Below are 14,557 nucleotides of genomic sequence, written 5' to 3'. Positions count from 1 at the left end.
AGGACTTCTCTACTTTGCCACGGATGACAAGGGGAATAAAGTCGGAAAAGTATTCAAATCCTCTCTCTTTGGGAAGTTTGTCGGATATGAAGCTCTGCAAAATAGATTCAAGGCGTCAAAGGAGAAACTGAAGGAAAAGCATCTTGCTCCTAAGACCAAAGCAATCGTAGCCGGAGCATTGAAGCGTTCTGCCACAAGAGAGGATTTCAGGGGGAACCTGCATCACAGGGGTATTGATGTCATCTTCCGAGAAAACGAGGAAGGGCGGCTCTATGGTGTCACCTTTATAGACCATAACAACGGCTGTGTCATCAATGGCTCGAGATTGGGCAAGGAACTTTCGGCAAACGCTATTGCCGAGTGGTTCGACCGTCCGCATCCCGAATTGTCTGCCCCTATACAGCAGAGTGGGAAAGGCAGTATTCCCCAAACTCAGATTTCGGACGGAGATTCCGTATTGGGCGGTCTTCTTGATTTGCCCATGGAAGCGCACGGAACGGACTGGGAGGAAGAACAGTTCCGCAGACGGATGCAGAGAAAGAAGAAACAGCAAAAGCCCCGGTTATAAGCCATATTTTCCATCTCTAAAATACAGTAAAATGGGGAGTTTGTAATATGTTGAATATCAGGAATTATCAGAGGCACCAAATTCTCTTATAAGGGAATTAAAATTGTCCTATAAGACAATTTGAAAAGTCTTATAAGACAATTTCAACAATCATAAAAGTAAGAACGAAATTAAACGAAAAACTATGCAACAAGAAGACGATTTGAGAGCACTGGCAAAAATCATGGATTTTCTGCGTGCCGTAAGTATTATATTGGTAGTAGCCCACCTCTATTGGTATTGCTATGAAGCGATACGGTTATGGGGAATGAATATCGGTGTGGTGGATAGGATTCTGATGAACTTCCACCGCACAGCGGGACTATTTGGTAATATGCTTTACACCAAACTCTTTGCATTGGTACTGATGGGGCTTTCCTGTCTGGGCACGAAGGGCGTTAAAGAGGAGCATATCACGTGGTCGAAAATATGGGTATTTATGGGCATTGGCTTTATCTTTTTCTTCCTCAATTGGTGGATACTTGCCTTGCCGCTACCCATTGAAGCCAATGCGGCTCTCTACACCTTTACGATAACCGTAGGATATGTGTGCCTGCTGATGGCGGGACTCTACATGAGCCGCCTCTTGAAGAACAACCTGATGGAAGATGTCTTCAATCTGGAGAACGAATCCTTTATGCAGGAGACAAGGCTCTTGGAAAACGAGTATTCGGTCAATCTTCCGACTCGTTTCTATTACCGAAAAAAGTGGAATAAAGGATGGATAAATGTGGTCAATCCTTTCCGTGCGGTATCCGTCTTAGGAACACCGGGCAGCGGTAAGTCCTATGCCATCATCAATAATTTCATCAAACAGCAAATTGAGAAAGGATTTGCCATCTACTGCTACGACTTCAAGTATCCAGACCTCTCCACGATTGTGTACAATCATCTGCTGCATCACTCGGAAGGATACAAGGTCAAGCCGAAGTTTTACGTGATCAACTTCGATGACCCTCGTCGGTCACATCGCTGTAATCCGATACACCCCGACTTTATGAGCGACATATCGGATGCCTATGAATCGGCTTATACGATTATGCTCAACCTGAACAAGACGTGGGTACAGAAGCAGGGAGATTTCTTCGTGGAGTCGCCAATCGTACTCTTTGCCGCTATCATTTGGTATCTCCGCATTTTCGAGGGAGGGAAATACTGCACCTTTCCGCATGCCATAGAGTTTCTCTGCCGCAAGTACGAGGATATTTTTCCGATACTCACCTCATATCCTGAATTGGAGAACTATCTTTCTCCTTTCATGGACGCTTGGCTCGGAGGGGCGGCTGACCAGTTGCAAGGGCAGATAGCCTCCGCCAAGATACCCTTGTCAAGGATGATCAGTCCGCAGCTCTATTGGATTATGACAGGAGATGATTTCACACTCGACATCAATAATCCCAAGGAGCCTAAAATCCTATGCGTAGGAAACAATCCTGACAGACAGAATATCTACGGAGCGGCATTGGGATTGTATAATTCGCGTATCGTCAAGCTCATCAATAAGAAAGGGATGCTGAAAAGTTCCGTGCTCATTGACGAGCTACCCACCATCTATTTCAAGGGGTTGGACAACTTGATTGCCACCGCACGAAGCAACAAGGTGGCGGTATGCTTGGGCTTTCAGGACTTTTCGCAACTGAAGCGCGATTATGGAGACAAGGAAGCGGCTGTAGTGATGAATACTGTCGGAAACATTTTCTCCGGACAGGTGGTCGGCGAGACGGCAAAGACTTTATCGGAGCGTTTCGGAAAGGTGCTTCAAAAGCGACAGAGTATGAGTATCACCCGCAGCGACAAAACGACCTCCATATCCACGCAGATGGACAGTCTGATTCCGCAGAGCAAGATTTCCACGCTCACACAGGGAATGTTCGTGGGAGCGGTCGCAGATAACTTCTCCGAACGTATCGAGCAGAAGATATTCCACTGTGAGATTGTAGTGGACAATGCGAAAGTTGCAAAGGAAACGGCTGCTTACCGCCCGATACCCATTCTGACAGACTTCACGAATGAAAACGGAGAGGATATGATGGAGCAGGAAATCAAGGCGAACTATGACCGTGTCAAGACGGAGGTGCGGGAAATCGTGGAACAGGAGTTGCAGCGGATTTCCGACGATCCGGAACTCTCCAAACTACTCAACACCAAGAAATAACGGTTGTTTTTCTTGACTCTAAGGCAGAATTTTTGTATTTTTGAAAACGCTAAATGATTACACTATGAATTGTTTTAATCATACCCAAGAACCGGCAGTTGCCCAATGCTCAGATTGCGGGAAAGGACTATGCTCAGAATGTGCGGAAAGGTATCAGCCGATACTCTGTACACCTTGTTTTCAGAAAAGAAAACGTAGTGAGATTTGGCGAAGCATCTTCAGTCTGTTGTTTCTCATCGCCTTGTTTGTCATAGGTTTCAGATGGAATTTCTTGGCGACCAAAGGTTTTGAGGATATGAGATGGATGTCCGGCTATATACTGATGGCGATATGGTCGGGATACCTCTTCGTAGAGAAGTTCATCCCATATAAAATGATTGCCGGAACAAACGGACAGTGGATTGTTTACTATATCTTCAAACTGATTCTCTTTGTCATCATAGGAGTCTTCACCGCTCCTTTCACCAGCTTGTGGGCTGTCTATAAAGTTATCAGGGCTTTTCGATAGGAGGTGGTAATTTTTCCAACTGAGGGTTGGAGAAATTGCTGTCTATATTTTGAGAGATTAGAAAAACTTCTGCAACCGATAGTTGCAGAAAATAAATGAAGGGAGATATTCCGATTCGAAGTATCTCCCTTTTGATTTATCGTTTCTTGAATTTACCGCCTTTCAGGTCGCTCTCCACCATACGCTTGTTGAGTTTCTCTCGGAGTTCATCAAGGAAATAGGTGCGACTGTCATCCTTGCGGCGTTTCATGTTCATATAGACATTGTAACAGTTCTTGATTTCTACACCAAAGATTTCAGAAAAAACATCCGCTAATTCCTCCACACCGATTTCGCCGTTGTTGATACAGTTGCAGGTGTCAAGGGCATAGAGCAATTCAACCAAATCTGTAGTCTTGCCTGTCCAGCGGAAATTCTTGGCAGATTTAGGGTGTACAGCAGGTAAAACTCCCAGTATTCGCATCTTCAGCAATTCTAACTCCATGTCAATGACAAAAAGCAGTTCCTCCACATTTTTTTCCCGTTTCAGTTGTTATACCTGATTTATCAATCATACTTTCCAAATGGAATCGAGTATAATGAAGAGTACGATACAATGAAGCAAGATTTACTTCGGTTTCTCCCAATCTTGTAACTTCTTTTATAAGATTGTTAGTTGCAGTTGTGCTGTCATTTGAAAACAGCATTTTAAAGGATTCTGTTTTGACAAGTCTGTTCATATTTTGATATCATTTAATGAGTGAATTATTTGTAATGATGATAAATACACAAACCTCCATCTGTTACAACTTTTAATTGTAACAGATGGAGATTGCAAGGATAAAACTGGGATTATTTCCCTTGTTTCAACGTACTGGTCGTAAAATAACTTTCTGAGGGTGAAAGTTTGAATTTAATAGTATTGTTATTCAATACCAATTTTCTCTTGTTCTTCATAATCATTGTCTTTTCCTTAAAGTAACACCGATGATTCTTTGTGTCCACTTCTATCAAAACTCTCTTTCCGTAGTAATTAGGTATTTCTGTTTCTCCTCCGAAAAAGCCTACACGGAAATAGTCTTTTATTTTAATGCGATTTTTCATTGAAATATCTTCAGTTTGGAGAGAGATGGTTTCATTCGGAGATTGCGCACACACAGAAATACAGGAAAACAATAAAAAGATTGCTACTCCAACAAAAAGATGAAACTTAAATGTCATTGTTCCCATTACCTGATGTTTTTCAGGCAAAGTTCGGGATATTACTTAATGTAAAATAACCCTCAAATGCTAAGCAATATCCCCATTTTATCAAATCTATAAAGAGTCGAGATATTGCTTTGGGTTTATCTTGTGATATTTGCGAAAAGCCTCTGTAAAATGGCTGAGATTGGCATATCCGATTCTATAGCCTACTTCGGATACAGAGTAAAGACGGGTGGAAAGCAAACGTTTTGCCCATTCCATCTTTTCGGATAGGGCATACTCGGCAATCGCCTTGCCGATGACCTGTTTGAAGCATTTTTGTAGTTTGGAACTGCTCATTGCTACTTCACGTGCCAGTTCGGGAATGCTCGGTACGTTGTTCAAACTTTGTAAAATCTGACGACGGACACGGAAGACAGCCTCCACATCGTTCAAATTTAAGTTGGAAAGAGATTTTACTTCCGAACGCTTTTCGAGTTTTTCAAGGAATATTGTCAGCAGTTCTATTGCCTTTCCGTGCAGATGGAGGGGAGAGAAAGGTGCATCGCTTTTGGCTATCGCCTTGATGCCATACAATACTTGTTGCATCGCAGGTGTGATGGTCTCGAAGAGATAAAAAGACTTGTCCGACTGGAACAACCGACCGATATAGGTTTCGCAAGCCGTATCCATTTGCTCTATCCAATCCTTGTTGAAAGTCAGTGTGATGTTTTCATACTGTCGTTTAGGGGCGAAAGTCCACTCCGTAGGGATATTGCTTGAAGGCATAAAGATACCGTCAAGCGTGTCCACCCCGACCGTTTTTGTGCTTGTGCCGATAATCTGTTCATGTTTATGCTCGTTGATGTAGAACATCACGGGAATCCATTTCGAGTTTTCCACCGAGCGACGCACCATTGTCATCGGTTCATACGACATGAAACTGATATAGGTCAATGTGAGCCACGGCAACGGATAGTATTGCTTGAAAAAGCCGTTGCCCACTGAGGGCGGAACGGTAAAACCATCGTTCGTTACCGATGTGCCGAATTGCTCGGCAACCATCTCGATCCAGTCTTCTGGCTTATTGATTGCACAAAATTCTATGGTCATATCATTATACCTTCCTGCAAATTTACAAATAAACAAGGATAAAAAAGAAGATTTTCTTATACTTTTATCCTTGTTGAATCACATGCTCTATAAAAAACAAGAGTATTCCTGTTTGAGGGAATACTCTTGCGATATGGATTTACTCAAACGCGACTAAACTTGAAGGTACTCCCACGGCAGTAACAACGGGTGTTTGCGAGCATTCGCCCGTCTTGATATTATAGGTGTAGTAGCCTGTGCCGTTATTGCACGTCATTCCGAAGACGATGAAATCCTTGTAGCGAGTTATGGCAAAAGAGCCATTGCTGTCGGTCATCGGCAAATCGAGTTTTTCGATGGTTTTGTTCCAAATGTCGATTTTCACGGGTTGAAAGTCTTTCTTGAGTATTCCGAATTCAGTGTCCGTTACTTTCAAGCAACTATATACAATGCCATTGCCCGCATAGTAAGACTTAATCATATACTGCCCCGTTTTGCCAATCCCTTTTATGGTTGTCTTTGACAGGTTGAACAGGTAGTCGGTGTCCCATTGGTCGCTTCCTTTGCGGATACGCAGGAAACCTTCCTTATTGGCAACGTTGAAGTTGTTGCCCGCACTGTAAAAGTAGATGTCGCCCCGCTCGTCTATGAATGCGTCGGAATGGCGGAACAATCCGACAACACTTGTGCGACTGTCCTTGATGATTTCGGTCTTTTTCGTTTTAAGGTCAATAACAGCCACCTCTGCACCCGTCCCCGGTACGGAGGTGTGGGGAGAGTTGAGCTGGTTGAGGGCTACGTACATCTTTCCGTCTCGAATGACGTTGCAACCGGGATCGGGATTATTGTCCTGAACGGCATAAGGCGAGAGATCGATTTCATCTTCTTTTTGTAACGTAGCGGTATTGATTAGCGCAATCTTGCCCCTGCCGTGCAAAGCAACGTATGCCCGCTGTTCGTCGATGAAGTTGATTTCTCCGGGTTGAGCCATCTGTTCAAAAGTTATCGTACCTGCTTTTTGCAGCTCGCCGTGCACCCCTCTTGTAAACTTGTGTACCTTATCTCCGAATTTCCCTTCGGGCACAAGTACCGTGTTTCCCTTTGCGAATAGATAACACCCAAAGCCGAATTCGAATGCTTTCTTATTGTCGGTTGCTTGAGGAGTCAAATCACCAAACGTGCCGACGTAAGCACTTTTGTCCACATAATGCACAAAGACAAAATGCTGTTGCACCTCGTTGGGCGTTGGTTTGAGATTCTCATTCTTGTCGCAGGACGTCAGCCCTATGGAGCCGACCAGCATAACAGAAAAAGCTACGTTCTTCAATGTTGTTGTTCTCATTTTTATTTATGTTTAGAATTATAAAATACCTTTCGAGAAGACGTATCTGAATTTGAGATGGAATGTCCGTCCTACCAACGGCTGACGGAACTGATCCCACACTTCTTTGTTCATCAGATTGTGGCATTCCAAGGCGATGGAATATTTGTTTTTATAGGTCAGTAACAGACCTATATCATTGACGAAACTGCGAGGAATGCGGCGTTTCTGCAATTCGGTAAGTTCCCAAAAGTAGAAGAACTCTTCCGTGAACTTCCCGTCCCAAAATGCCTTAATATACCAGTTCTTGAACAATCGGTCGCTGTGATATTCCGCTCCGAAGTTGGCGAACAGGTAGGGAATATTCGGCAATCGCAAACCTTTTGTCGGATTGGGGGCTTGAGTGCCCGGCAAATAGTCCAAGACATCGCGCACATCCTGATAAGTCAGATTTCCGTAGGCATAGACCGTAGGCGATATATCCAGTTTCAACTCGGTCTCTATACCTTTGATATGTACCTTTTCTGCATTCACATATCCGGCTGCCATATGTTGTTTTATCAGTTTTATCATATCGCTCACCTGCATATAAAAGCCATTCACCTCAAACTGTAATCGCGACAGTCCGAGTATGTCATTTTTGTCTATCAAGAAGCCCAGATTGAAGTTGTGGCTTTTCTCCGGTCTCAGTCCGGCAGCAGGAAAGGTGATGATACCGTCACCGAATAGTTCTTGTGAATTAGGGAGACGTATTGCCCGTTGATAAGATGCCTTCAAGTGAAAGCCTCTGAACGGTTCGTACTTCATTGCCTCTATCCAGCCGATCTGCGATGTCGTATTGCTCTTTTTCTTCGGAGCCTCAATCATCTCGTATGACGTCAAATCCTCTATCTCGGAATGGAGATGGAAATACTTTACAGAGAACATATTCGTCAGTTTCCTGCCGAAGAGTTTCGCTTCCCAAGTCAAACCAGAAATGACACTGGTCTTTTTGCTTGGAAATCCTCCGATGACAAAACCGGCATGCAGACTCGCAATGTCATCGCTCGGTTGTCTTCGGGCATAGTTGATAAGCGTGTTCAGGTTCAGACTGTGATTGGCGGACAATCTATAATCAAGGTTGATACGTTCGTTGATTTCCAAACCCTTGTCGTTTGAGTTGTGGGGGACGTCCCCCGTTTCTCCCTGTCCATTCGGGCTCGGATATATGTTTCCTTCAAAATCGTGATTAACTCGTGCCGTATCCACAAAATTGTTCGTCGTATGCGAGAGGGAGAAATGCGACTCGAAGTTAAGACGGTTCTTCAGCATCCCACTTTTCATCAGCTTGTTTTCGAGCATAAACATCCCGGATTTGTTTTCAGCGTGCTGGATATTCTTCAATACTCCTTGTATCTCATTGAAACGGTTGTAATACCCGAACTCGGTACTAATCTCATCGAACCAAAGTTTCGTGAAAGCAACTTTCCCTTTCAGCATATATGAACGAAAACGGTCGTGGTCTCGCTTTACCAACAGGTTCTCTCTTTCGGGAACCCTGAAAGAGTAATCATTCTTTGCGGACGTATAATACCCTCCCGCACCGAGCAGAATACCGCTCTTCGGAAAGTTTTTGCGCGAGAAGACACTTCCCTTGTGTGTCTGGTAAGAACCTAGTTCGTACGAAGCATCCAAATAGTCCGTACTAAACTCCTTCGTGACGATATTGACGGCACCACCCAATCCGTCACAACCGAAACGTGCGGGAATAATGCTCTTATAGACCTCTATCCGTTCGATAATATCTATCGGAATCTCATCAAGCGAAAAGGCTCCGTCCGACGTATTTATCGGAATACCATCCCAAAGAATCTGAATGCGGTTTCCTTCCAATCCGTGAACGATAATCCTCGAACTGCTTCCCAATCCACCTGTCTGCCCGACCTTCAAACCAATGGTCTTGTTCAAGATGGTTTCTAAAGAAACAGAGCGACCTTGCAATTCCTTAGCGTTTATTACTGAAACCGCTTCGGGCGACTCTCTAATAACCTGTGCTTTTGTTTTTCCAAAGACTACCACATTTGCCAACTCCGCCGATTCCGGACGTAACTTCAGGGTATGACGCTTCACATTTGTCGTAATCGTGTCGGTAATTGTTTGGTAACCCACATAACTCACCCTTAGTACAAGTTCTTGATGGGCAGGCGTATTTAGTTTCGCTACTCCTTTTCTGTTGGTGGTTGTACCGTTCTTGTACGAAGGGGCGTTCAGACCTTTCCATTGCACCGTGGCAAATTCTATACTGTTTCCATTCTCTGCATCAATAACTTTTATTTCGATGGAATGCTGTTGTGCAAACATCGGATAAGCCCACAGCAATAGGGAGCTGACGATGAGCACTCTTTTGTATAAATGAATTATTGAGTCGATTGACATATCTTATCTGTTTGTGAAAACCCGTGCAAAATTACCCACCTATAAAACAGATAAATAACCCTACTATTCACACTTATGCCCCTATTGGGTTTTATATGTGTCAAGTTATCGTTTTCGGGTAGTGTAATGCTCATTCAGGTTATTTTGCTCCTGTGCGTCTCCGTACTTTTGCATCTTAGAAAATCGAAACGATACATACATATGGATAAACAAAAAATCAAGCCTCTCAATGAGGAGCGGGAGAGCCGCAGTCTGCTCTCCAATGCGGTGGTCATACTGCATCTTGTTTTCGGCACGCTGCCTCTATTGCTCGTGGTGTGGGCAGTGGACAGACTGATGAGCGACACGTTCGCTTCTGCAAAGATTTGGATTGTCGGGGCGGTGATGGTACTATTCGCCTTGCTTCGAGGCGTGTTCTACGGAACGTCGATCTGGCGGGCGCACCGCTCAGCTTACAACGCCCTCACACGGTTGAGGTTACGCATCGTTAGCCACCTGCAACGATTGCCGCTCGGCTTCTTTCAGGAGCGGAAGGTGGGCGACTTGGTGAACATCATCAACCACGACGTGGAGCAAATCGAGATTTATCTGGCGCACGGACTGCCCGAAATCCTCTCGGCAACGTTTTTTCCTGCTTTGCTTTGGGCAATTGTTATGGTATTGGACTGGCGGCTGGGATTGTCGCTCATCTCGCTGCTACCGTTGGCGTTTCTTTTGCAGATGGCAGTTAAAAGTCTGTGGGGTAAAAGTTTTCGCCATTTCATGGAAAGCACGAAAAAGATGTCGGAAGACCTCTTGGAATATGTGGCTACAATACCGGTTATCAAAGCATTCAGCCACGAGGAGACCCGAACAGAGCGAGTTCTCGGTGGTATGCGCGACTATATCCGCTGGGTGAAGCGTAGTATGTTCAGCGTTACCATGCCGATGACGCTCATCACGATGTTTTTAGAGGGCGGTATTGTGGTGATGACGCTTGTCGGTCTATGGCTGATGAGTTCGGGCGAACTGACCGTGGCACGTTTTATTCTCGCCCTGATATTGGGCGGACTGTTCTCGTCTTCCTTTGCCAAACTGGCTACGTTCCAACATTTCAGGATTGTTTATGGACAGTCGTTAGCGAGGGTTCAGTCGATTACAGAAGTACCTGCAAGGGATACGGCAGACAGGAATACGGATGCCATGCAGACCGATGTCAGTTTCGCACACGTGACATTTGCCTACCCGAATAAGAAAGACTGTGCGTTATGTGACGTCTGTCTGCAATTTCCTAAGGGTAACCATACGGCTATTGTGGGCGAATCGGGGTCAGGCAAAAGCACATTAGCAAGCCTGATGATGGGTTTCTGGCAACCGCAGTCGGGAACCGTCCGTCTGGGCGGAGAAAATCTTGCGGAACTCTCCGAACGTAACATTGCCGATTTCTTTTCTATGGTGCAACAGGAGGTATTCCTTTTCAACACGAGTATTCGGGACAATATCCGTATCGGCAAACCCTCCGCCACGCAAGAGGAGGTGGAAACAGCGGCGCGAAGGGCACGCATACACGACTTTATCGTGGAACTGCCCAATGGTTACGATACCTTGGTAGGCGAAGCGGGTGTAAAATTCTCCGGTGGGGAGAAGCAGCGCATTTCCATTGCGCGTATGTTGCTCAAAGACTCGCCGATTGTCATTCTCGACGAAGCAACCGCCGCATTGGACGGGGAGAACGAGAAACTCATCCAAGAAGCTCTTGATGAATTGCAGCGTAACAAGACCGTCATCACCATCGCCCACCGTCTCAACACTATTCAGGATATGGAACGTATTGTCGTAATGGACAAGGGGCAGGTCGTGGCGACAGGAACGCACGGAGAATTGATGGACAACTGCCCACTATATCGCAATATGACGGAGACACAGGAACGGGTAAGTAAATGGCAACTAAAAGAAAAGGAGGAATAAGAATGGTACGCAATATACTGAATGAACTGACTGCCCGCGGAGTGCGACATCTGATTGTCTCCGCACTGTTTTTCGTAATTTATGCTCTCTGTGGCACGGCGATAATGCTCACTGTCTTGTTTCTTATTGACCGTCATATACAGGGAGAAAGCATCTCTTTAATTTCGGCAGCGTGGATACTCGGTGGTCTATTAGTTTTGAAAACCATATCCAATGCCATAGCCGATATGAGCAAACACTTTGCCGGCTTCGATCTCGTGGAGCGCATCCGTGAGAAGATCATCTTGAAACTGAAAATGTTCTCACTCGGTTTCTATACTAATGAGCGTCTGGGCGAGATAAGCACCGTCATACACAAGGACGTGGACAATATGGAAATGGTGGTGGGGCACCTTTGGACACGGATATCCGCCGACTTCATCGTGGCTCTGATACTTGGCATTGGACTGTTCTGTGTGGACTGGCGTATGGGATTGGCGATGATTGCCATCCTTCCCGTTGCCCTTTTCTCTCTATATCAGGGCATCCGCTCGGGAATGAAAGCACAGCAGGAGGCACAAGACGGTTTGGCGGATATGGTCAGCCTTTTCGTGGAATATGTCAAGGGCATACCCGTACTGAAAATATTCGGAGGAAAAGGAATGTTCCGTGACAGACTCGACCGTTCTGTCAGCGAGTTCGGGGAAAGCAGCAAGAAGACTTCTCGTTTAGCAGCTGTGAATGTGGGCAGATATGTCTTTCTCATTGAGCTGGCTTTCGCACTGATGGCAACGCTTGGTCTTTGGTGGACTTGGCGTGGCGAACTTTCCCTTTTCGCTTACCTGATGTTCGTCATCGTCTCGAAAGAATTCTACAAACCTTTTGTCAATATGGAGAGTCATTGGCTGAACTACATCAAGGTAAAGGATAGCTACGAACGCATTTCTCGTCTGTTGGATGCTCCCGTGATCGTCGATCCCGACCAACCGAAAACGGCGGAACGCTTTGACCTCTCATTTGAAAACATAGGGTTCCATTACGAAAAAAAGGGGTTCAAGATGAAAGACCTCACGTTCAATGTACCCGAACGGACGGTAACGGCTCTTGTCGGCTCGTCAGGTTCGGGCAAGACCACCATCACCAATCTACTGCTCCGCTTTTGGGAACCACAGACGGGTTGTATCCGTATCGGCGGAGTGAACATACGGGAAATGGACTACGATTATCTGCTCGGCAAAATCAGCGTGGTAATGCAGAACGTCATTCTCTTTTCCGACACTATCGCCAACAATATCAAGGTTGGCAACCGCAATGCCACACAGGGGGAAATCGAGGAAGCCGCACGTCGGGCGATGATACACGACTTCATCGTAAGTTTGCCCGATGGTTACGAAACGATAATCGGGGAGAACGGCTTGGGGTTGTCGGGCGGACAGAAGCAACGCCTCTCCATCGCCCGTGCCTTCCTCAAGGATGCTCCCATCCTCCTTTTGGACGAGATAACGAGCAATGTCGATCCCGTCAATGAATACAAAATACAGCAAGCGATGTCCGCCCTTATCCGTAACCGTACGGTCTTGGTCATTGCTCACCATTTGCAAACCATCCGCAACGCCCACCAGATTATCGTGATGGACAAGGGACGGCTTATGGAGAAGGGTACGCATGCCGAACTCAAAGCTAAAGCAGGATTGTACTGTAGCTTGTTGGAGATGCAATAAATTGAAAGAGATAAAGAATGTAGAGGTATGACTTTGAGTCGTACCTCTTTTTTTGCCACTTCTATCCATATCGAAGCCACAAGTACGCAGTTATCTCAAACCCCTAACATACACTGTTTCTTTGATTTACTTTTGTCCGTGCACCGCTGTTGGTGTTATTAAATACATTGTAATATGGACGAAAAAATCAAAGACCAAGAAGTCCTTTTGGTCAAGGATCAGAAGGACGAGAATCTCAAAGCCGTCACAGGTACGGACGAGAAAGGCGGACTGAAAACCGTTCCGCCTACCGCCGAGCATGAACAGAGCTTCCTGAAGTTCGACAAGCACAGCAATGCGCTGGAAAACTTCCTTTCCAACTTCATGCGGCAGTTCAAGAACCCTACGTCGCTGAATTTCTTCAAAGTGCCCTTTGAGAGTGCCGTTGCCAGCGCACGAGTTCTCTCGGAGATGCTCAAAGCTCCGGAAGTCCCTTCCAATAAAGAGATGCTGGACTCCGCCCGTGTCAATCCTTCGGACTATGCAGGGGAGCAGAAACAGCCGTTTCAAGGTATTGATCCCGACAAGGTGAAGTGGGAGCAGTTCGAGCAGATGGGCGTAAGCCGTGAGAGTCTCGAAAAGGGCAAGCATCTTGATGACCTGCTTCAATACCGCAAGACTCCGCTTATTCCCATCGCAATCAAAATCGGAGAAGTCTCCCTTTACACCGATGCCCGTCTTTCTCTGAAAGCCTCCGGAGACGGTACATTTATCCCCGTTGTCCATGCCATCCGCAAGGAACCTCAATTGGAGCTTGAGTTCTTCGGGCATACCTTCACCGACGAGGATAAGAAAGCCCTCAAAGAAACAGGCAATCTCGGTCGTACCGTGGATTTAACTTTCCCTGGCAAAGATGAGCCGACCCGTAGTTTCGTGAGCATCGACCGCCTGACGAACGACATCATCGCCCTGAGTGCCGACCGGGTACGCATCCCCGATGAAATCAAGGGCGTGAAGCTGAGCGATGAGCAGAAAAAGGAACTCTCGGAAGGCAGAAGCATCTATGTAGAGGGCATGACTTCCAAAACGGGAAAGCATTTCAATGCCAACCTTCAATTCAATGCCGACAAGCGGTCGATTGAATTTCGTTTCGGCTCATCCAAGCAGGAACAACATCAAAGACAAGCCCCCGAAGGGCAGGGACAGTCAGAGCAGAAAGAATTGCGTGTCCCCAAAAAGATGCTGGGACGTGACATCTCTCCCGAAGAGCAAGCGAAGCTCAAATCAGGTCAGACGGTCTATATGACCGGGCTTATTGACAAGAAGGGAGAGTCTTTCAATGCCTATGTGCGTCCGAACTTTGAGAAAAACAAGTTCGACTTCCTCAAATGGAACCCCGACAAGTCCCAAGCCAAAGAGATTACTCCCGATAATGCTTCCCGCACGCAGGTCGCCGTCAATTCCGAAGGCAAGACCAACGAAGCTACCAAGCATGTGAAGGAGCCACTCAAGCAGGGACAGACAGAGCCTACCACGGGGCAGGAACAAAAGCAAGAAGAGAAAAAGCGTTCCAAGGGAATGAAAATGTAATCCGCCACCACTAATATCCAAAAAGTAAGAACAAATGAAAGTCATCATAGCAGAAAAGCCGAGCGTAGCTCGTGAAATC

11 protein-coding genes and 1 pseudogene are annotated in these 14,557 nt (G+C 45.9%); 6 read left to right on the top strand and 6 right to left on the bottom strand.

What is annotated here, in order from left to right; all coding sequences use genetic code 11:
* From BN93_RS15280 to BN93_RS18810, 3 genes and pseudogenes are all read left to right on the top strand, one after another.
* Positions 1-568 (top strand): annotated as a pseudogene (locus BN93_RS15280) (conjugal transfer protein MobB); the annotation flags it as partial.
* 184 nt (positions 569-752) lie between these two features.
* Positions 753-2,762 carry a conjugal transfer protein MobC gene (mobC, locus tag BN93_RS15275; RefSeq protein ID WP_044261096.1) on the top strand — a complete coding sequence of 670 codons (2,010 nt, stop codon included), beginning with the start codon at positions 753-755 and terminating at the stop codon, positions 2,760-2,762.
* Between the two features lie 304 nt (positions 2,763-3,066).
* The gene (locus BN93_RS18810; protein ID WP_232211210.1) at positions 3,067-3,270 is read left to right on the top strand and encodes a permease of the drug/metabolite transporter; all 204 of its coding nucleotides are present in this window, start codon (positions 3,067-3,069) and stop codon (positions 3,268-3,270) included.
* 136 nt (positions 3,271-3,406) lie between these two features.
* On the opposite strand, the gene BN93_RS15265 is transcribed toward BN93_RS18810, so the two are convergent.
* The 6 genes from BN93_RS15265 to BN93_RS15245 form a co-directional block, all read right to left on the bottom strand.
* Positions 3,407-3,733 carry an RteC domain-containing protein gene (locus BN93_RS15265; RefSeq protein WP_044113225.1) on the bottom strand — a complete coding sequence of 109 codons (327 nt, stop codon included), beginning with the start codon at positions 3,731-3,733 and terminating at the stop codon, positions 3,407-3,409.
* Positions 3,734-3,755: 22 nt separating this feature from the next.
* The gene (locus BN93_RS17170; RefSeq protein WP_008564089.1) at positions 3,756-3,989 is read right to left on the bottom strand and encodes a hypothetical protein; all 234 of its coding nucleotides are present in this window, start codon (positions 3,987-3,989) and stop codon (positions 3,756-3,758) included.
* A 112-nt stretch (positions 3,990-4,101) separates the two neighbouring features.
* Positions 4,102-4,479 (bottom strand): hypothetical protein, encoded by a 378-nt coding sequence (locus BN93_RS15260; protein WP_044261095.1) that lies wholly within the window; start codon positions 4,477-4,479, stop codon positions 4,102-4,104.
* An 87-nt stretch (positions 4,480-4,566) separates the two neighbouring features.
* Positions 4,567-5,547 (bottom strand): helix-turn-helix domain-containing protein, encoded by a 981-nt coding sequence (locus BN93_RS15255; protein ID WP_019189151.1) that lies wholly within the window; start codon positions 5,545-5,547, stop codon positions 4,567-4,569.
* A 139-nt stretch (positions 5,548-5,686) separates the two neighbouring features.
* Positions 5,687-6,868, bottom strand: a complete 1,182-nt coding sequence (locus tag BN93_RS15250; protein WP_019189150.1) for a hypothetical protein — start codon at positions 6,866-6,868, stop codon at positions 5,687-5,689.
* Between the two features lie 18 nt (positions 6,869-6,886).
* On the bottom strand, positions 6,887-9,262 hold the full coding sequence (locus tag BN93_RS15245) for a TonB-dependent receptor (protein WP_019189149.1): 2,376 nt from the start codon (positions 9,260-9,262) through the stop codon (positions 6,887-6,889).
* Between the two features lie 201 nt (positions 9,263-9,463).
* On the opposite strand from BN93_RS15245, the gene BN93_RS15240 reads away from it, so the two are divergent.
* From BN93_RS15240 to BN93_RS15230, 3 genes are all read left to right on the top strand, one after another.
* Positions 9,464-11,209 carry an ABC transporter ATP-binding protein gene (locus tag BN93_RS15240; RefSeq protein WP_019189148.1) on the top strand — a complete coding sequence of 582 codons (1,746 nt, stop codon included), beginning with the start codon at positions 9,464-9,466 and terminating at the stop codon, positions 11,207-11,209.
* 2 nt (positions 11,210-11,211) lie between these two features.
* Complete coding sequence (locus tag BN93_RS15235; RefSeq protein ID WP_014709365.1) at positions 11,212-12,909, top strand: ABC transporter ATP-binding protein; 1,698 nt, start codon at positions 11,212-11,214, stop codon at positions 12,907-12,909.
* Between the two features lie 174 nt (positions 12,910-13,083).
* On the top strand, positions 13,084-14,478 hold the full coding sequence (locus tag BN93_RS15230) for a DUF3945 domain-containing protein (RefSeq protein ID WP_019189146.1): 1,395 nt from the start codon (positions 13,084-13,086) through the stop codon (positions 14,476-14,478).
* Positions 14,479-14,557: the final 79 nt, after the last annotated feature.

Source organism: Prevotella conceptionensis 9403948 (assembly GCF_000312305.1).
GTDB classification, from domain to species: domain Bacteria; phylum Bacteroidota; class Bacteroidia; order Bacteroidales; family Bacteroidaceae; genus Prevotella; species Prevotella conceptionensis.
This window is presented reverse-complemented; position numbering and strand designations above follow the sequence as displayed.

Coding starts and splice junctions, on each gene's coding strand:
- mobC (WP_044261096.1), top strand. CDS start 753: ATGCAACAAGAAGACGATTTGAGAGCACTGGCAAAAATCATGGATTTT.
- BN93_RS18810 (WP_232211210.1), top strand. CDS start 3,067: ATGTCCGGCTATATACTGATGGCGATATGGTCGGGATACCTCTTCGTA.
- BN93_RS15265 (WP_044113225.1), bottom strand. CDS start 3,733: ATGCGAATACTGGGAGTTTTACCTGCTGTACACCCTAAATCTGCCAAG.
- BN93_RS17170 (WP_008564089.1), bottom strand. CDS start 3,989: ATGAACAGACTTGTCAAAACAGAATCCTTTAAAATGCTGTTTTCAAAT.
- BN93_RS15260 (WP_044261095.1), bottom strand. CDS start 4,479: ATGGGAACAATGACATTTAAGTTTCATCTTTTTGTTGGAGTAGCAATC.
- BN93_RS15255 (WP_019189151.1), bottom strand. CDS start 5,547: ATGACCATAGAATTTTGTGCAATCAATAAGCCAGAAGACTGGATCGAG.
- BN93_RS15250 (WP_019189150.1), bottom strand. CDS start 6,868: ATGAGAACAACAACATTGAAGAACGTAGCTTTTTCTGTTATGCTGGTC.
- BN93_RS15245 (WP_019189149.1), bottom strand. CDS start 9,262: ATGTCAATCGACTCAATAATTCATTTATACAAAAGAGTGCTCATCGTC.
- BN93_RS15240 (WP_019189148.1), top strand. CDS start 9,464: ATGGATAAACAAAAAATCAAGCCTCTCAATGAGGAGCGGGAGAGCCGC.
- BN93_RS15235 (WP_014709365.1), top strand. CDS start 11,212: ATGGTACGCAATATACTGAATGAACTGACTGCCCGCGGAGTGCGACAT.
- BN93_RS15230 (WP_019189146.1), top strand. CDS start 13,084: ATGGACGAAAAAATCAAAGACCAAGAAGTCCTTTTGGTCAAGGATCAG.